The 17680-nt window shown below is 70.3% G+C and carries 15 protein-coding genes; 9 read left to right on the top strand and 6 right to left on the bottom strand.

The window, feature by feature from the left end; translation table 11 throughout:
* Nucleotides 1-4: 4 nt before the first annotated feature.
* From ABD793_RS17110 to ABD793_RS17090, 5 genes are all read right to left on the bottom strand, one after another.
* On the bottom strand, nt 5-1000 hold the full coding sequence (locus ABD793_RS17110; protein WP_344860980.1) for an SAM-dependent methyltransferase: 996 nt from the start codon (nt 998-1000) through the stop codon (nt 5-7).
* A gap of 151 nt (nt 1001-1151) precedes the next feature.
* Nucleotides 1152-2648 carry a phytoene desaturase family protein gene (locus ABD793_RS17105; RefSeq protein ID WP_344860978.1) on the bottom strand — a complete coding sequence of 499 codons (1497 nt, stop codon included), beginning with the start codon at nt 2646-2648 and terminating at the stop codon, nt 1152-1154.
* Between the two features lie 25 nt (nt 2649-2673).
* Entirely contained in the window at nt 2674-3813 is a 1140-nt protein-coding gene (locus ABD793_RS17100) for an alpha/beta hydrolase (RefSeq protein WP_344860976.1), read from the bottom strand.
* Complete coding sequence (locus ABD793_RS17095; protein ID WP_344860975.1) at nt 3810-5459, bottom strand: FAD-dependent monooxygenase; 1650 nt, start codon at nt 5457-5459, stop codon at nt 3810-3812. Before ABD793_RS17095 ends, ABD793_RS17100 begins: the two co-directional genes overlap by 4 nt.
* Nucleotides 5456-6685: an MFS transporter gene (locus tag ABD793_RS17090; protein ID WP_344860973.1), complete on the bottom strand. Its 1230-nt coding sequence runs from the start codon at nt 6683-6685 to the stop codon at nt 5456-5458. The genes ABD793_RS17095 and ABD793_RS17090 overlap by 4 nt, the downstream gene beginning before the upstream one ends.
* Nucleotides 6686-6868: 183 nt before the next feature.
* Between ABD793_RS17090 and ABD793_RS17085 the strand changes: the two genes are divergently transcribed.
* From ABD793_RS17085 to ABD793_RS17075, 3 genes are all read left to right on the top strand, one after another.
* The gene (locus tag ABD793_RS17085; RefSeq protein WP_344860971.1) at nt 6869-7591 is read left to right on the top strand and encodes a FadR/GntR family transcriptional regulator; all 723 of its coding nucleotides are present in this window, start codon (nt 6869-6871) and stop codon (nt 7589-7591) included.
* 100 nt (nt 7592-7691) lie between these two features.
* Nucleotides 7692-8639, top strand: a complete 948-nt coding sequence (locus tag ABD793_RS17080) for an alpha/beta hydrolase (RefSeq protein ID WP_344860969.1) — start codon at nt 7692-7694, stop codon at nt 8637-8639.
* A 513-nt stretch (nt 8640-9152) separates the two neighbouring features.
* Entirely contained in the window at nt 9153-9743 is a 591-nt protein-coding gene (locus ABD793_RS17075) for a TetR/AcrR family transcriptional regulator (RefSeq protein WP_344860968.1), read from the top strand.
* A 7-nt stretch (nt 9744-9750) separates the two neighbouring features.
* Here the strand turns inward: ABD793_RS17075 and ABD793_RS17070 are convergent, their stop codons facing one another.
* Nucleotides 9751-10902 (bottom strand): serine hydrolase domain-containing protein, encoded by a 1152-nt coding sequence (locus tag ABD793_RS17070; RefSeq protein ID WP_344860966.1) that lies wholly within the window; start codon nt 10900-10902, stop codon nt 9751-9753.
* Between the two features lie 54 nt (nt 10903-10956).
* On the opposite strand from ABD793_RS17070, the gene ABD793_RS17065 reads away from it, so the two are divergent.
* The 6 genes from ABD793_RS17065 to ABD793_RS17040 all read left to right on the top strand — a co-directional run bounded on the left by ABD793_RS17065 (nt 10957) and on the right by ABD793_RS17040 (nt 17576).
* A complete protein-coding gene (locus tag ABD793_RS17065; protein WP_344860964.1) occupies nt 10957-11538 on the top strand; it encodes a TetR/AcrR family transcriptional regulator in 582 nt (193 codons plus the stop codon).
* A gap of 313 nt (nt 11539-11851) precedes the next feature.
* Entirely contained in the window at nt 11852-13312 is a 1461-nt protein-coding gene (locus ABD793_RS17060) for an AMP-binding protein (protein ID WP_344860961.1), read from the top strand.
* Nucleotides 13309-14523 carry an alanine racemase gene (locus tag ABD793_RS17055; protein ID WP_344860959.1) on the top strand — a complete coding sequence of 405 codons (1215 nt, stop codon included), beginning with the start codon at nt 13309-13311 and terminating at the stop codon, nt 14521-14523. Before ABD793_RS17060 ends, ABD793_RS17055 begins: the two co-directional genes overlap by 4 nt.
* On the top strand, nt 14520-15002 hold the full coding sequence (locus ABD793_RS17050; RefSeq protein WP_344860957.1) for a cobalamin B12-binding domain-containing protein: 483 nt from the start codon (nt 14520-14522) through the stop codon (nt 15000-15002). Before ABD793_RS17055 ends, ABD793_RS17050 begins: the two co-directional genes overlap by 4 nt.
* Before the next feature lie 112 nt (nt 15003-15114).
* Nucleotides 15115-16383, top strand: coding sequence for a methylaspartate mutase (locus ABD793_RS17045; protein WP_344860955.1), 1269 nt, complete (start codon nt 15115-15117; stop codon nt 16381-16383).
* Nucleotides 16380-17576: a cytochrome P450 gene (locus tag ABD793_RS17040; RefSeq protein ID WP_344860953.1), complete on the top strand. Its 1197-nt coding sequence runs from the start codon at nt 16380-16382 to the stop codon at nt 17574-17576. Before ABD793_RS17045 ends, ABD793_RS17040 begins: the two co-directional genes overlap by 4 nt.
* Nucleotides 17577-17680: the final 104 nt, after the last annotated feature.

Raw genomic sequence — 17680 nt, 5'->3', positions numbered from 1 at the left:
CCGGTCAGCGGCGCACGGTGAGCACGCGGCCCAGTGCGGTCGTGGTGATCTCCGGATCGTGGAAACCGGCCTTCTCCGCTTCGGCTGCCAGCTCCTCGGCGGAGCGGCCGAACGTCGCGCCGGCGCGACGGTGGAAGAGCTGGTCGAGGTGTTCGCGGGCGCCGGCCTGCTCGGTCAGCGGCGGGAACAGCTCCTGCATCAGCAGCAAGCCACCGGGGCGCAGTGCGCGGTGGATCGCGGCGAGCGTGCCGGGCCGGGCGTCGCCGGCGAAGAACGGCTGTGCCCAGAAGCTCGCCGCGAACACGCCTTCGTCGTTCAGCTCGCGGGCGTCCACGGCGCGGATTTCCACGCGGTCGGCCAGTCCGGCTGCCTGCGTGCGGGAACGCAGTTCCGTCGCGATTTCCGCAACGACCTCGACGCCGACCCCGTGGAGCTGGTCGAACAGGGACACGGTGGTCAGCAGCGTGCCGCCGATTCCGCTGCCCACGTCGAGGACCGGGCCGCCTTGTTCCAGCAGGCCCCGGTATTCCGGCAGTGCCTGGTAGATCAGCCCGTACAGTGCTTGCGCGCCGGGGCCGACCCGGACCCCCGAGTCGCGTGCCACGGTCAGGGCCTGTGCGCCGTCGAGGCCGTTCGCGGGCTCGGCAGCCCGCGCGATCTCTGCGCGGGTCAGGTCCGTGGAGGCCAGCGTGGCACTCAAGTCGACCCCTGCGACACCGTCGACGAGTGCGGCGAACGACGGCGTCAGATGCCAGGAGCCGCCGTCGGCCTCGACGACTTCGGCGGAACCCAGCACGGACAGGACGTCGGCCGCCGATTCGACCGGAATACCGGTGGAAGCGGCCAGAGCCACGGCGGTCGTCCCGTTGCGCAGCCGGCTCAGCCAGCCGGCCTCGTGTGCCGTCCGCAGCAGCTCGACCAGCTCCGCGCCGGTGGACCAGTTCTTCACCACCGAACGCGCAGCCAGTGCGGCTTGGAGTTGCACGACGTCTTCGGGCACGGCCGTTCCTCCTGCGGTTGTTCGTCCGGAGAAGACCAGCCTAGCGGTGACGAGGCAGCGCTTGGCCCGGTGACCGAATACCGGAGAACCACCGTCGGCGCAGCGCGTCGAGGCCGGGCGCCGGACCGCACTCGCCCGGCCTCGACGAGCGTCACTGCGTCCGGTCGGCCATGATCGCGTGGAACGCGTTGGCACCGCAGGCACCGTGTACTCCGCCACCGGGGTGGGTGGAGGAGTCGCAGAAGTACATGCCCCGTACCCGGCTGCGGTACTGGCCGGTGCCTTCCCGCAAACGCATCTTGCGGTTGACGTTCTTCGCCAGCGAGATTCGCTGGGCGAGCACGGCGTCCTCGACGTTCGGTGCGTAGCGCCGCCACATCGTCAGGAACGCGGCCGGGTAGCTGCGCTGCACACCGGCGAGGTCCGCGTCGTCCAGTCCGTCCGGGAACGCGCAGTCCGCCCCGGCGACGTGGTGTCCGGCCGGTGCCTGACCGGGATCCCACAGCGTGTTCAGGCGAACGGGTCCGCACGGGGCCGGGAGGTGACCGGCCCGAAGCTCCTCCAGATGGTCGAGGACCTCGCGGGTGCTGTCGAGTCCGAGGAAGGTCTGTGCGCACTCGTCGATCGCCGGATCGTGTGCTGCGCTGGTGTACCGGGGTGCCTCGCGCAGCGCTGCCGCGTAGCTGCCCATCAGGGTGGCTCCGGTGTTCTCGAACCGGGACAGCTCCGCGGCCTCCGCCGGGCTCAGCTGTTCGCGGCCCACCAGCTCGTTGAGGTGCACCTCGTAGCCTGCGCTCGAAGCGACGACCGGGGCCTCGACGACTTCGCCACTGCGAAGCCGGATTCCCCGGACGGCGTTGTCCTCGATGAGCACCCGTTCCACCGCGGCCTCGGTCCGGATCCGCACGCCGGCCGCGGTCGCCGCCTCCGCCAGCGCCTGCGGGACCGAGCTCATCCCGCCGAGCGGCAGGGATCGCCTGCCCAGCAGCCAGAACACGTAACCGAGCAGTCCCACCGCACCGCCGGGCTCGTGCAGGTCCCCGGAGAACTCCGTGGCCAGCAGGTAGCACAGCGTCCGGACTTCGTCCGATTCGAAGAGCGTGTCGATCAGTTCCCTCGCCGACGCCCGTGCCAGCGTGCGCGGGTCCACGATCCCGTCGAAGGCCTCGGACACCTTGGCGAGGTACTTGCCGAACGACGCGGATCCGGGCGGGGTGAAGTACAGCCGGGACAGCGTCGTGGTCAGCCGGTCGGCACGTGCCTTGCACTCCTCGTAGGCACGGGCGTCTCCGGCCGAATAGCGCGACAGCGATCTGCGGGTCTTCTTCCGGTGGTCCCGCCGGTGGATGATCACCGGCGGGCGGCCGTCGCGGAAGCACAGTCCGTGCTGGGCGATCGGCGTCCGCGTCGGGGGCAGCGCCATCGCGCGGCACGCCGGTTCGGTCCTGGTGCCGATGAAGTCCTGAAAGGACAGATAGTTGGCATGCGGGTGCACGAGGAAACCGGGCAGCAGCGGCTGCTGCGTGCTCGCCTGCCCGCCGACGCGGCGTTCGCTCTCCACGACGAGCGTGCGCATCCCGGCCGCGGCCAGGTTCAGCGCGAGTGACAGGCCGTTGGTGCCGGCGCCGATGATCACGGCGTCGTACATGAGGCGTCCCTTCCGCCGGTGCCGATCAGCTCTTCGGCCCGAGGTAGTCGCGCATGATCTTGTCGATCTGCGGCCTGGTCTCCGGTGAATACTGGGTGTCAGGGTAGAGGTAGCGGAAGCCGTGCCCCTGTTGCGGCCCTTCGAACAGATGCACCGGCACTCCCGCGTCGCGCAACCGGTTCACGTACGCCATCGCCTCGCCGTGCAGGATTTCCCATTCGCCGAGCCAGCCGAGAGCGGGTGGCGCGCCCTTGAGCGAGGGAGCCAGCACCGGCGACGCCCGCCAGTCGTAGGCGTCCTCCCTTGACCGCAGGTAGTTCTGGCTGACGAAGTCCGCGTCGTCCAGCCGCAGGCCGTACCCGTCGGCGAATTCGAGATGGGACAGGTAGTTGTTGCGCATGTCGGTGGCCGGTGACCAGAGGAACTGGACGGCAGGCACGGTCTCCCCGGCGTCGCGGGCCATCAGCGAGATGACCGTGCCGATGCTGCCGCCCGCGCAGCCACCGCCCACGCCGATCCGGGCCGGGTCCAGCCCGAGTTCGTGGCCGTTCCTGCCGAGGTACTGCAGTGCGGCGTAACAATCCTCGACGGCGGCGGGGAATTTGTGCTCGGGTGCGACCCGGAAGTCCGGGCGGACCACCGCGCACCCCCAGTCGAGCACGTGCTGTCCTTCTTCGGCGTCGTGTCCTGCCATGCCGTTGCTGAAGTTCCAGCCGCCGCCGTGGGTGCTGAGATACACGCCCACCGGCTCGGCGGCCCCTTCCGACATCCAGATCCGCGTCGGAACGGGGCCGGCCGGTCCGGGGATCTCGATGTTGCGGGCGGTGACGCCCTTCGGCACGACCGACGCCTCCGGCCGGCCGGCTCCGGTGCGCATCGCCGCGATGCCGGTCTGCCGGATCGACGGACCGGCGGCCACCCGGTCGTAGACGGCCTTCATCTCCGGATCGACCTGCGTCATCCGTTGCCGGCGGAGTGCTTCGTAGTCGGTGGCGACCGGGATACCGGGCAGGTTGAGGAGGTGATCGCTGCCCTCGGCGGACGGTGCGGCTCCGGCTGCGTCCCCGCTGTCGCACGCGGCCGTTCCCGCGAGCAGCCCGGCCGCTCCGGCGCTGACGCCGAAGAACCGGCGGCGGCCGATCCCCGGAGTGTTTGATTCGGTCATTTCCGGGCCTCCGCATCGAAGCGTGCCGAAGATTCGGCGTTCGTCGACGTGCCGCCGCGGGCGCGGTCGAGCACTGCGGCCGGGTCGGGCTCTCGCGACGAGCCACGCCAGGCGACGTGCCGGTCGGGGCGGACCAGGAGCAGGTCGGCGCCGGTCAGCTCGCGCAGATCGGGGCGGTGCAAGCGGAATCGGGTCAGCGGCAGTCCGCGTGCGCCGGCGGCCGCTGCCCATTGCGGGCCGGCCGGCTCGCCGAGTTCGAGCAGGGTGAAGCCGGGGCCGAGCGCGTCGTAGAGGGAGCGGCCGGCGGCCTGCCACAGGTGGGGCAGCCGGACCCCCGGCGCGGCGGAGGGCCGGTAGTGCGAGGTCGTCGAGCCGGGCGCAGGTCCGTCGTCGTCGGCGAGCAGCGGTGAGCCGAGATAACGAGCGCCGAGCACGAATCCGAGCGTGTACAGCTCGGAAGTCTTGGTCCGCCGGATCGCGGCGGCGGCTTCGCGACGGGCGTGCGCACCGGCCGGACCGTCGTCGTCCAGCTCGGGGCGCGCCAGTTCGCCGGGCAGCACCTGCATGTTGCGCTCGGCCTCGGCGATGGTCCGCAGCCCCATCCGGCGCCGTTCGGCCTGGTAGGAATCGAGCAGCTGCGGTCCGGCCCAGCCCTCGACCGCGGCGGCGAGCTTCCAGCCGAGGTCGACAGCGTCCCCGATGCCGGTGTTGGCGCCGAAACCGCCCCACGGCGGGTTGAGGTGCGCGGCATCGCCGAGCAGGAAGCACCGTCCGGCGCGGTATTCGTCGGCGATGAGCATGCGCGCGGTCCACGGATCGTGCGCGAGGACCTCGACCGGATGCGGCGCCCCGATCATCGTGGTGAGCGCGTCGCGTACCCAGTCCGAGGACGGTGCGGCCGGTGCGCCGAGGATGATCGCCCACCAGGTGTCCTCGGTGTCCAGCTGCCCCATCAGGCCGTTGACCCGGTCGTTGACGATCCAGTACTGCACGGCCCGGCCGTGGTCGTGTGCGCGGTCGAGTCCTGGTGCGCGGAAGGTCGTCTGCAGGTTCCGGATTTCGTGGCTGCGTCCGGAAAGCCGGATCCCGAGCAGGCGGCGGACGCTGCTGCGGGAACCGTCTGCACCGGCGAGGTAACGGCCGCGGATCCGCAGCGCGGCACCGTCCGGGCCGTCGGCGATCGCGGTCACCCCGGTTTCGTCTTGTTCGATCCCGGTGAGCGTGGCGCCCCAGAGCGGGGTGACGCTCGTGCGGCGGCGCAGTGTCTCGCGCAGCGCCTCCTCGAGACGGTTCTGCGCACACCACTGCGCGGGTTCGGCGAGTTCGGTGGCACCGGCCCCGGACAAGGCGAAGATCTGGTCGAACCGTTCGATCCGGTGCCCGGTGAGGCTGGTGGCGAACACCGCGGAGTCCGACCAGCCGAACGGCAGCCCGGACGCGGCGCGGATGTCGTCCGCGACGCCGAGGCGGCGGAAGATCTCCATCGAGCGCGGGTTGACCTGTTTGCACCGGGGTGATCCGCTGCTGGTCGCCTCGCGCGGTTCCAGCAGCACGCATGCGATCCCGCGGGACCCGAGCTCGTGGGCAAGGGTCAGGCCGACCGGTCCACCGCCGACGATGACGACGGCTGTTTCGTACTCGTTCATACCGGTGCCTCCTCGCGGCGGGAGCGGGTCCGGGCGCGTGCGGGCAGCAACCCGATGATGATCGCGCCGAGGACCGCGGGAACGGCGAAGGCGTAGAAGCCCACGTGGGCCGTGGTGATCAAGATGGTGACCACGGCGAGGTAGCTCGGCCCGACGATCGCGCCGATCCGTCCGACGCCGAGGCTGAACCCGAGTGCGGTGCCGCGGATGCGCGGCGGGTAGAAGCGCGCGACGTAGCTGTTCACGAGGTTCTGCGCGCCGAGCGAGCCGAGTCCGGCGATCGCGCACATGGTCAGCAGCAGCCAGCGCGACTGCGGAACGCTGAGTGCGAGCATCGCGACGGCGGCGAACAGGAAGCAGGCAACCGTGACCGGTTTGACGTATCCACGGTCGGCAGCGGGGGCGACCAGGATCGTCCCGACGATCGCACCGACGTTGAAGGTGACCGCGAACTCGAGCGAGGAGCCGACGTCGTAGCCCGCCTCGACCATGAGCGTGGGCAGCCAGGTGCTCGCGCCGTAGACCAGGATCAGCGCCAGGAAGGTGGCCGCCCAGAACAACAGGGTGGGCCGGCGATAACCCGGGGCGAACAGCTGGGCCGCGGTGCTCGCCCGCTGTCCGGCGCGGTCCTTGGCGGGATCGTCGACCTCGCGGGGGACCAGGCGCCACACCACGGGGGCGAGCAGCAGCGGGAACGCGCCGATGAGGAACAGCCACTGGAAGTGCAGGGCCGGGAGCAGGGCACGGCCGAGCAGGGAAGCGGCGAGACCGCCGAAGGCGATCCCGGTCAGCGCGACGTTCGAGTGGAAGGTTCGGCGGTGCTGCGGTGCCCGGTCGGTCACGAAGGCCACCACCACCGGGACCAGCGCGCCGAGGCCGATCCCGGTGGCGAACCGGGTCGCGCCGAACAACCACAGCGTCGGGGCCACTGCGCTGAGCAGCATCCAGAACGAGATCCACACCAGGCTGACGGTCAGCGGGGTGCGTCTGCCCCAGCGGTCGCCGGACCATCCGGCGGCGATCGCGCCGAGCGGCATCCCGAGTGCGGTGACGCTGCCGAGCACCCCGAGCGCGGCCGGAGTCGCGTGCCACGGCGCGTAGGCGAGCAGGGAGGGTCCGGCCGTGCCGAGCACGAACAGGTCGTAGCCGTCGACGAAGAGGATGACTACGCCGAGGACGAGGCCCGCCGTCGAGCGACCGGGCGGTGCGGGGGTGCGAGCAGCCATGCGCGGACTCCTTCGTCCGTGATCGCCCCGGACGGGGTGGTGCGAGCGCCCACACCGGTATCGATCAGTATCAATCATGATTGATTGGTTCATCATGATGGCGTTCCCGCGGGCGGTCAAGCGGTGCCCTACGATCAATCATGACGAATAGGCCCGAGGGCTGCCGGGGACAGGAGGCGGTACGTGACGGATTCGGCCGAGGTTCCGGTGGCGGTGCCCGGTACGCACCTCGGAAGCCGGGCCGACGGTGCCGCGCGGAAGCTCCAGCAGCTCGCCGAGCGTGCCGAACCGGGTGCGCACCTCGGCACGAAGGTGCGCCTGCGGGAGGAGTGCGGGGTCTCGGTCGGCACCTTCAACGAAGCGGTCAAACTGGCGCAGAGCCGGGGCTACGTCGTCTCCCGCTCGGGTCCGGGCGGGGGGATCTTCGCCGCCGAGCGCTCGCCCATCGTGCGGCTCGGCAATTCGTTTCTCGCACTGGACGGCAGTGCGACCTCGGTCGCCGATGCGGTGCGGATGCGGGACGCACTCGACCCGCTCCTGGTGGACGATGCGCTCTGGTACTCCTCGGCCGCCGACATCGGCAAGATGCGCGGCAGCCTGGCGGACATGGCCGCCGCGCGGGACGGCGGGGACTACGTCGCGTTCGTCCGCGCCAACTGGGCGCTGCACCGACAGATCGCCGAGGTCAGCCCGAGCGTGCTGGTGCGCTCGGTCTACGTCTCGCTGCTGGAGCTCATCGAGGCGCACACCCGTGGCGTCGGCGGCACCGAAGCAGTGCCCCTGCCGGACTACGTCGCCGCCCGCCACCAGCTCCACGTGCGTCTGGTCGACGCGATCGAGGCCGGTGACCAGAGCGCGGCCCGCCGGCTGATCGCCGAGCACAACAACACCGAAACCGCGCGCTGAGGAACTATCGAGTGATGGGACCCGAGCTCGTCATCCTGATACTCTGACAGTACTCAGTCCCGTCACGGGAGAGTGTACGACAAGCGATCGGGAGAACCAGGTGGACGACTACGAACGCTTGCGCGAGGAGCGGCTCGCCAGGGTGTCGGCGGAGGACCGGGCGGCGATCGAGCGCTGGCCGGATCTGGCCGAGATCGGGGTGGCCGGGGTGCGCGGGCTGATCGGCGGGCACCGGCAGGCGCCGCCGGACAACGGGGTGGTGAGCCGGGACGTCGAGGTCGAGGGGCCGAACGGGCCGGTGCCGGTGCGCATCTACACGCCCGTGCACGAGGAAGGCGAGCGGCTTCCGGTGGTGCTGCACACGCACGGCGGCGGGTTCGTCGCGGGCGGCGACCCGGACATGTGGGACGCGGCGAACTCCTCGATGGCCGCGGCGGTGCCCGCGATCGTGGTGCACCCGAGTTACCGGCTGCCGCCGGAGAATCCGTTCCCGGCCGGGCTCGAGGACGGGTGGGCGGTGCTCAACTGGGTGGCAGACGGCGACGTGCACGAGGAATGGGACACCACCCGCGTGGCCATCGGCGGTGGCTGCTCCGGGGCGAACATCGCCGCGGCGCTGGCGTTGCTGGCGAGGGATGCGGGCGGGCCGGACCTCGCGCTGCAGTATCTGCAGGCGTGGCCCGCAGATCTGCGCAACGACAGCCGTTCGCAGTACGAGTTCGCCGACGGCTACGGATTGCGCAAGTCGGACAACGACTTCGTGAGCGCGCAGTATCTCGGGAACCCGGAGAACCGGTGGGATTGGCGGGCTTCGCCGCTGCTGGCGGACTCTGTGCGAGGTGTTGCGCCCGCGCACATCACGGTGGGCGAGCTGGACATCCTGCGGGACGAGGATGTGCTGTACGCCAACCGGTTGCGTGATGCGGGGGTGCCGGTGGAACTGCACGTGGACGCCAACCAGGGACACGTCGTCGCGGACTTCGGCCCGATCTTCACCCGGCAGGTCGACGCCCTGCGCCGCGCATTCGGGATCAAGCCGGCGGACTGACCGCGACGACCCGTCAGCGGCGGTGCAGCCGCCCGGGGAAGGGCCGGCATCCGGACGAGAGCTGCCGCCCGGGAGAACCTCGCTGTCCGGGAAAGGATCGCTGCTCGGAAAGGATCGAGGCTCGGCAGGATCGCGGTCGGGGAAAGGATCGAGGCTCGGCAGGATCGCGGTCGGGGAGAGGATCGTGGCCCGGCAAAGGATCGCCGCCTGGGAAAGATTGCTGCCGGGGAGAGCATGGTTGTCCTGGAGAGCATTGTTGTCCGGGAAAGCGCTGCTACCCGGCTGCTTGCCGGTCGATCGCCTCGGTGTCGGAGAGCCGGTTCGGTTCGTCGGTGAACCTCCGCCAGTGCGGCGGGGCCGAGCCGGTCGATCTGCTCCGCGTCGTCGGCGGTGTCGCGAACGCGGGCCCGGCGGCCGGACGAGGCCGTGCGCCTGGTCGAGCTTATCCAGTGGATTGCGGGGCGAACGCTGAGCCGGGTGACGATACTCAGTGCCGTCACCTAGGCTGGCGGGATGGGTCGATGGGAACCGAACGCGCGCGAACGTCTGGTGCGGGCGGCGCTCGAACTGTGCGCCGAACAGGGCTACGAGCGCACCACCGTGGTGGAGATCGCCGAACGGGCCGGGCTCACCAGGAGCACGTTCTTCCGGCACTTCCCGGACAAGCGGGAGGTCCTCTTCGCCGGCCAGGACATCCTGTCCCAGCTGCTGGTGGACGGGATCGCCGCGGCACCCGGCGCGGCCACCCCGCACGAACTGATCGCCGCGGCCCTCGACGCCGCTGCCGAGGCTTTCCCGGAACGGCGGCGCGCATTCGGTCCTCAGCTCAGCGCGGTGATCGGGGGCAACAGTGAGCTCCAGGAGCGCAGAGCGCTGAAGACCGTCCGGCTTGCGGAGGCCATGGCGAACGCCCTGACCCGGCGCGGCCTGCCGGAGATCACCGCCGGTCTCACCGCCCAGCTCGCCGGTTTCGTGCTCAACCGGGCCTACGCCCGTTGGTCGGATCCGAAGTGCGATCGCCCGTTCGGCGAGATCGCGCACCGGGAGCTGCGCGAGGTGCGCGAAACCCTCGGCACGCTCGGGACCGCCGTCGTGCTGCCCTGACCGGCGCTCAGCGGGAAGCCGACGCGTACAGGGCGCGGATCAACCGGTCGTTTTCCGGGGCGACGGCCGGCGGGAACGGCGTGCGCCTGCGGGTGTAGCCGTAGGCGATGCCGTTGCGGGGATCGGCGAACGCCTGCTGCCCACCCGCGCCGCTGTGCCCGAACGAACCCTGGCCCAGCACCGGGTAGTACTCGGAGGTGGCGTGGAATCCCACCGCGAACGCCTTGTGTTCCCGGGTCACCAGGTCGTGGCCGATGGAGTGGATCTGTGCGAACGCGGCCGCGGTGTCCGGCTCCAGCAGCGGTGCCTTGCCCTCCAGCGGGCTGATCGCCGCCGCGTACATCCTGGCCAGTCCGCGGGCCGGGGCGACGCCACCGAACGAGGCCGGGCCCAGCCTGCGTACCAGCGGGAAGTTCGGCAGTTCCCATACCTGCGGGCCGTCCGGGCGGTTCCGGCCGAAGGCGATCCCGCTCAGGCTGTTCGGACCGCTCGCCTGCGCGGCCAGCGCGGCCATCCGTTCCGGCGTCTGCTGCATCGGCTGAGCGGGCCGGAACCGGGGCTCCTGGTCCGCGGACAGCCCGAGGTGGAAGTCCACCCGGTACGCGTCGCGGATCCGCTCGGCGAAGTGCTCCTGGATGGTGCGGCCGGTGACCCGGCGGACCACCTCGCCGCTGAGCGCCGCGATGACGAGCGCGTGGTAGCCGAATGCGGTGCCCGGCCGCCAGTACGGACGCTGTGCGCCCAGGCGCTGCGCGACGATCCGGTCGTCGGCGAGTTCGGCGAGGGTGCATCCGGCGTCCGCGCCGACCAGTCCGGCCCGGTGCGCGAGCAGTTCGCGCAGTGTGACGTCCTGTTTGCCGGCCACGGCGAATTCCGGCCAGTAGTGGCTCACCCGCTGGTCCAGGTCCAGTACGCCGTCCTGCACGAGCAATGCGACGACCAGGTGTGCCGCGCCCTTGCTCGCGGAGTACGCGCCGAGCAGCGAATCCCCGGTGATTTCCGGTCCGGTCCACAGGTCCACGACGCGTTCGCCGTGCCGGTAGGCGGCCAGTTGCGCGGTGAACCCGGCACCTTCGGCGGCCAGTACCGCGGCGAACTCTTCGCGGACCGGCTCGAAGCCGTCGGCCACCGTGCCCTGCACTGTGCTTTCCTCGCTCATACCCACCAGTGAACCATCTTTGTGACCATTGGTCACAAAGGTAGGGTGCTCTGCATGGGTCACGTTTCGGCCGGCCGGCCGCGCCCCGGCCGCCCGGCACAGCTCAACCGCGAGCGGATCGTCGACGCCGCGTTGTCCAGCGGGAACCTCGACACGCTGACCATGCGGGAGCTGGCCGGACGGCTGGCGGTCAGCCACGGCGCGCTCTACCGCTGGGTTGCCGACCGCGATCAGCTGTTCGACCTGGTCAGCGAGGTGGTGATCGACCGGATCCTGCCCGCCGAAGGCCCGTCCGGGCGACGCTGGCGGCCGTGGCTGGTGCGCGTCGCATGGGCCATGCACGACGAGTTCCTCGCCGTGCCCGGGTACGCCACCCGGCTGTCCCGGCCGCACCGGCACCACGACCGTTCCTTCGAACGGATCCGGGGCGCGGTCGTCGGGGCCTTCACGCACGCCGGTGTCAGCCCCGGCCTCGCCGAGCAGAGCTGGTACATCTTCATCACCTGCGTGGTCAGCTGGCTTGCCACGCAGGAGAATCCGCTGGACCTCGGGCCCGGTGCGCCGCGTTTCGAACTGTTCCTCGACACGCTCCTGCGTGGTCTGCCCGCGCGCGAACCCGGCGCGGCGCGGAGCTGAGCGGCCGGCTCACTCGGCGAACGCGGCCAGCGCACGGGCGGTGTCGAGGTACTCCCGTTCGTGCCCAGCCCCTCGACCAGCCGCCTCGCCGAAGCCCGGTTCTGCTCGATCGTCGTGGTTCCCCGTCGCTGACGGAGCCTGCTGCGGAAGCCTACCCAGCCGTTACCGGCTTCGCGGCCACTCGCGCACGGCGTGGGCGTTGCGGTATTAGGGGCGGTTAGGGGTGTGGCCGCCGCTGCGCGTACGGCTAGCTTTCTCCGCGTCGGGGAGTGGGAATCCCCCGCCTGCACGGTGATTCTGGGGAGTGGCAGTCGTGAACGATTCCGGATCTCTCGTCCATGCTCTGCTCGACGCGGCGGTGGCCGATGCGCCGGACGCGCCGGCGGTGCGCGACCGCGCGGGAGTGTGGACCTACGCCGAGCTGTCCGTGTGGAGCCATGCGGTGGAGGCAGTGCTCGAGCGGCGCGGGGTGCGCCGTGGTGACCGCGTGGTGGTGCAGCTGCCCACGGACCGTGCGCTCGTCGCGCTGTTCCACGGCACTTCGCGCCGGGGCGCGGTGTTCGTGCCGATCAATCCGGCGATGAAACAGTTCCACTTCGACTCGGTGGTGGCCAATGCGGAACCGGTGCTGGTGCTCCGGCCGGCCGAGTTCGGTCCATTCTGGACAGAGGTCGAACAGGCCCGCGAAAGTGGTGTCCGGGCCGAATCCATCGAGGTTGTTCCGGACGACATCGCAGTGCTCGTGTACACCTCCGGCAGCACTGCGGCGCCGAAGGGGGTGATCGGCCCGCATCGGCAGGTCACCTTCGCCTCGCGGGCGATCCAGCAGGTGCTCGGTTACCGCCGCGACGACGTGGTGTTCTGCCGGTTCCCGATGTCCTGGGACTACGGCCTGTACAAGGTTCTGCTCGCCACGCTGGGACGCAGCGAGATCGTGCTGGCCGACGCCGAATCCGACCTTCGCCTGCTGCAGCGGATGCGGGAGGTCGGGGCCACGGTCGTGCCGATCGTGCCCTCGCTGGCGAGCATGATCGCCACGCTCGCCGAACGCGACACCGGCCCGGCCGCCCCGGTGCGGTTGTTCACCAACACCGGTGCGGCACTGCCGGATCCGACGATTACCAAGCTGCGGGCGGCTTTCCCCGGCGTGCGCGTGGTCCGGCAGTTCGGGCAGACCGAGTGCAAACGGATCACCATCATGCCGCCGGAGCAGGACACGCAGCGGCCCGGTTCGTCCGGGCTGCCGCTGCCCGGCACCTCGGTGCACATCCTCGCCGCGGACGGCACTCCGTTGCCTGCCGGGGAAATCGGCGAGATCGTGGCCGCGGGACCGCACGTGATGCCCGGTTACTGGCGGGCCCCGGAGCTGTCCGCCGGTACGTTCCGCCGCGCCGCGGCCACCGGGGATCTGCGCCTGCACACCGGCGACTACGGGCGGCTGGACGCCGACGGGTATCTCTACTTCGAGGGCCGCCGCGACGACATGTTCAAGCGCAAGGGAATCCGGATGTCCACTTTGGAGATCGAGGCGGCCGCGATGGACATCCCCGGAGTCCGCGCGGCCGGGGCGATCCCGCCGAGCGGCACGCGGGACCTGGCCATCTGCGTGGAAAGCGAGCTGCCGCCCACGACCGTGCTCAAGGAGCTGGCGAACCGGCTGGAACCGCAGAAGGTGCCCGCACTGTGCCACGTCGTGGACGAGTTCCCGCTCACCGCACACGGCAAGAACGCCACGAAGGAACTCGCCCTGCTGGTGGAAGGTGCCGGTAAATGAGCAACCACGACGCGCTGGCCGAACGGTTCGGCACTCCCACCTACGTCTACGACCTCGACGTCACCGCCCAGGCGCGGGACCAGCTTTTCGCACTGCTGCCCGACGGTTTCGGTCTGTACTACGCGCTCAAGGCCAATCCGCATCCGGAGATCGCACGGGAACTGCGCGAGGGCGGCTGCCGTGCGGAGATCAGTTCCACCGGTGAACTGGCGAACGCGCTGCGCGCCGGGTTCTGCCCGGAACACATCCTCTACACCGGACCGGGGAAAACCGACGGCGAGCTGGACGCCGCGATTTCCGCAGGGGTGCGGCTGTTCTCGGTGGAATCGTACACCGATTTGCAGCACGTCGGTTCGGTCGCGCAGCGCCACGGCACGACGGCACGCTGCCTGCTTCGGGTGAACACCACGCAGGGCAGCGCCTCCACCGGAATCCGGATGATGGGCAGGCCCTCGCAGTTCGGCATCGACGCCGAAACCCTGCCGTCGCTGATGCCCGCGTTCAAGGCGGTCGCCGGGGTGCGCGTTGTCGGGGCGCATTTCTTCACCATGAGCAATGCGCAAGACGAGGACGCGTTGCTCGGCGAGTACGAGTTCGTGCTGCAGTCGGCCGCGCAGTTGCGGCAGGAGGCGGGACTTCCGCTGGAGCTGCTCGACATCGGCGGCGGGTTTTCCTCGCCGTACGCGGTGCCGGGTGCGCGCACCGACTACCCGAAGCTGCGGGTGGGACTGACGCAGCTGCTCGATCTGTACCTGCCGCAGTGGCGGACCGGGGAGATCGAGCTGGCCTGCGAATCCGGCCGCTACCTGTCCGGCAGCTGCGGGACGCTGCTGGCCGGCGTGGTGAACGTGAAGGAGAGCAGGGGAAGCCGGTTCGTGATCCTCGACGCGGGGATCAACGTGGTCGGCGGCCTGTCCGGGATCGGCCGCCTGCTGCCCGCTGCGGTCGGCATCGAGCAGGCCGGCCAGGAGCCGGGGCATCTGGTCGGTCCACTGTGCACGCCCGGAGATTCGCTGGCCAAAGCGGCAAAGCTGCCCGAACTGGCGCCCGGCGACCTGGTCACGGTGCCGAACGTCGGCGCCTACGGGGTTACTGCGAGCCTGCTCAGTTTCCTGGGCCGACCCGCGCCGACCGAGGTCGTGCTACGCGGTGGTGATGTGGTTTCTGTGTCGCGTTTGGACTATCAGCGCGCCTATGAGGTTTCGCCATGAGCGAGGAAGTGCACGCGTACCGCGGTGGGGTGGTCACCGAGCCCGGCAGGCGCACGGTGATCGTGAGCAGCATGGCGTCGGACTCGCACACCTGGAATCTGGTCTATCTGGAGCTGCTGGTCGGCGAACTCGGTTTCGACGTGGTGAATCTCGGCGCCTGTGTGCCGGACGAGCTGCTGGAGTCGGAATGTCTCAGCAGGCTGCCGACAATGCTGGTGCTGAGCAGTGTGAACGGGCACGGCTACCAGGACGGGCTGCGTGTGGTGCAGCGGCTGCGGGCGTTCCCGCAGCTGCGGCACCTGCCGATCGTGCTCGGCGGGAAGCTCGGCACCGGCGGCCCGCTCACTGAGGAACAGACCGCGGAACTGCTGTTCGCCGGCTACGACGCGGTCTTCGACGACCAGCAGGGCGCGGCCGCCTTCCGCCGGTTCGCCGCTGCACTGCCCGGCGCCGCTCCCGTACCGGTGGAGGGCGCGTGATCCCCGCCGACGTGCTCTTTCCCGCGGAGGCGGAATTAGGCGCTGCCGACGTGCTCTTTCCCGCGGAGGCGGAATTAGGCGCTGCCGACGTGCTCTTTCCCGCGGAGGCGGCATGAGCTTCGAGCGGTTCATCGCGCAGCAGCATGCGGCCGGGCGGTTGGTCGTGCAGCCTCGGATGGGGTTTGCCGATCCCGGGGTGATGCGGGATGGCCTTGCCGCGACGAAGCGGGCCGACGCGGCGACCGTCGGCACTGTCACGCTCGACAGTTACACCCGGGTCGGTGACACCGATTCGGTGGATCATGCGCTGCGCAACGGTATTCCGCTCAACGGGTACCCGATCGTCAACCATTCCCCGGAAGTCACCAGGCGAATGCTGGACGGCATCGAGGGGCCGGATTTTCCGGTGCAGGTGCGGCACGGTTCGGCGCGGCCTGCGGGCATCTTCCGCGCGATGATCGCGGCCGGGCTGCATGCCACCGAGGGTGGTCCGGTGTCGTATTGCCTGCCCTACAGCCGAACGCCGCTCGACGAGTCGGTGCGCAACTGGGAGCACTGCTGTGAGCTGCTGATGGCCGCCGATCATCCGGCCGGCCGGCCGCACCTGGAGACCTTCGGCGGCTGCATGATGGGTCAGTTGTGCCCGCCGAGCGAGCTGGTCGCGATCAGCGTGCTGGAGGCGTTGTTCTTCTACCGCAAGGGGGTGCGCAGTATCTCGGTGAGCTACGCGCAGCAGACCAACTTGCGCCAGGACCAGGAGGCGGTGGCGGCGTTGCGCCGGCTGTGTGCCGAGCTGCTGCCGGAAGCGGCGTGGCACGTCGTGATCTACGCCTACATGGGACTCTTCCCGCGCACGCCCGGCGGCGCGATGTCGTTGCTGGGCAAGGCCGCCGAGCTGGCCACGAGCACCACGTCCGAACGGCTGATCGTGAAGACCGTCGCGGAGGCGCACCGCATCCCGACGGTCGCCGAGAACCTCTCGGCCCTGGAACACGCGGGTTCGGTGGCCGCGTCCGGCCCGGTGGTGGTGGATGCCGACAACCAGGTCTACCGCGAGGCCTGCGCGCTGGTCGACGCGGTGCTGAACAGCCATGCCGACCTCGGCCGCGCGATCGTGGTCGCGTTCAAGCGCGGTCTGCTCGACGTGCCGTACTGCCTGCATCCGGACAACGCCGGGCAGGCCCGCAGCCGGCTGGACGCCGAGGGCAGGCTCGGCTGGTCCGAGCTCGGTTCGCTGCCGCTGCGCGGCGTCGTGGACCGTGCGCCCGGCGGCCGGATCACCTCGTCGACGCTCATGTCGGCGCTGTCCTACGTCCAGCACGTCCACGACACCGCGGCGCTGGAAAACCCGATGACCTCGATTGGAGGGGATTCGCGATGAGCACCCGCCGGACCGTCCGGGCCTACCCGTTCGACATGCACGAGATCTCCGTTTCCGAGACCTACCACCAGCTGCAGCGCGACGAGCCGATGAGCCGGGTGCAGCTGCCCTTCGGCGAACCTGCCTGGCTGGCGACGAAGTACGCCGACGTCAAACTGGTGATGACCGACCAGCGCTTCAGCCGGGAGCTGGCGCAGGGTCTCGACCAGCCGCGGATGCGCCGTCAGCAGATGGGCGACGGCATCATGGGGATGGATCCGCCGGACCACTCGCGGCTGCGCCGCCTGGTGTCCAAGGCGTTCACCGCACGTCGGCTCGAAGCAATGCGTGCCGGGGTGCGAAACCTGGTGAACGAGCTGCTCGAGGGCATGGTGGCCGACGGCGACGCGGCCGACGTGGTCGAGGATCTGGCCCGCCCGCTGCCGGTCACGGTGATCTGCGATCTGCTCGGGGTGCCGCAGGAGGACCACAAGATCTTCCGCGAGTGGACGCAGGCGCTGGTCAGCGACGCCACGGCGAAGGGCGATGTGCTCGACGTCTACGGCGACCAGCTCGACAACTACGTGGCAGGCCTGGTCGCGCAGCGGCGTGAGGAACCGACCGACGATCTGCTGGGCGCGCTCGTCTACGCACGGGACGCCGGGGACAAGCTGACCGAGAACGAGCTGATCTCCATCGCCGGTGCGGGCCTGCTCACCGGCGGCGTGGAAACGGTGTCCTCGGCGTTGCCGAGCTTCGTGTTCACCTTGCTGACCCAGCCCGAACTGCTGGCGCAGCTGCGGGCCGATCCGGACTTGATGCCGACGGCGGTGGAGGAACTGCTGCGGTACGTGCCGATCAACACTGCCGCGATGTTCGCCCGCTACGCCCGTGAGGACGTGCGGTTCGGCGATGTCGTGGTGCGTGCGGGCGATCCGGTGCTGCCGGCGCTGCACGCGGCCAACCGCGACCCCGAGGTGTTCGCCAATCCGGACGCTGTCGACCTGACCCGCAGCCCCAATCCGCACGTGGCGTTCGGGCACGGCCCGCACCACTGCATCGGGGCGCAGCTGGCCCGGCTGGAACTGCAGGAGGCGCTCAAGGCGATTCTCGCGCGGTTCCCCGAACTGCGGCTCGCCGACGGGCGGGACGGCGTGAAATGGGAGTACGGGGTGATTGTGCGCGGCCCTTCGCTGCTGCGCATCACCTGGTGAGTTCCCTGCCCCTAGCGGCTTTTTCTGGGGATCCGGCCGGTTCGTGACCCGGCTTACGATCCCCGCGACGACCATGAATGCTGCCTTGCTACAGCGGTGGAGTG

This window comes from Amycolatopsis ultiminotia, from assembly GCF_039536925.1.
Classification (GTDB): Bacteria; Actinomycetota; Actinomycetes; order Mycobacteriales; family Pseudonocardiaceae; genus Amycolatopsis; species Amycolatopsis ultiminotia.
The sequence above is the reverse complement of the archived record's forward strand: the minus strand, read 5'-3'. Positions and strand labels throughout refer to the sequence as shown.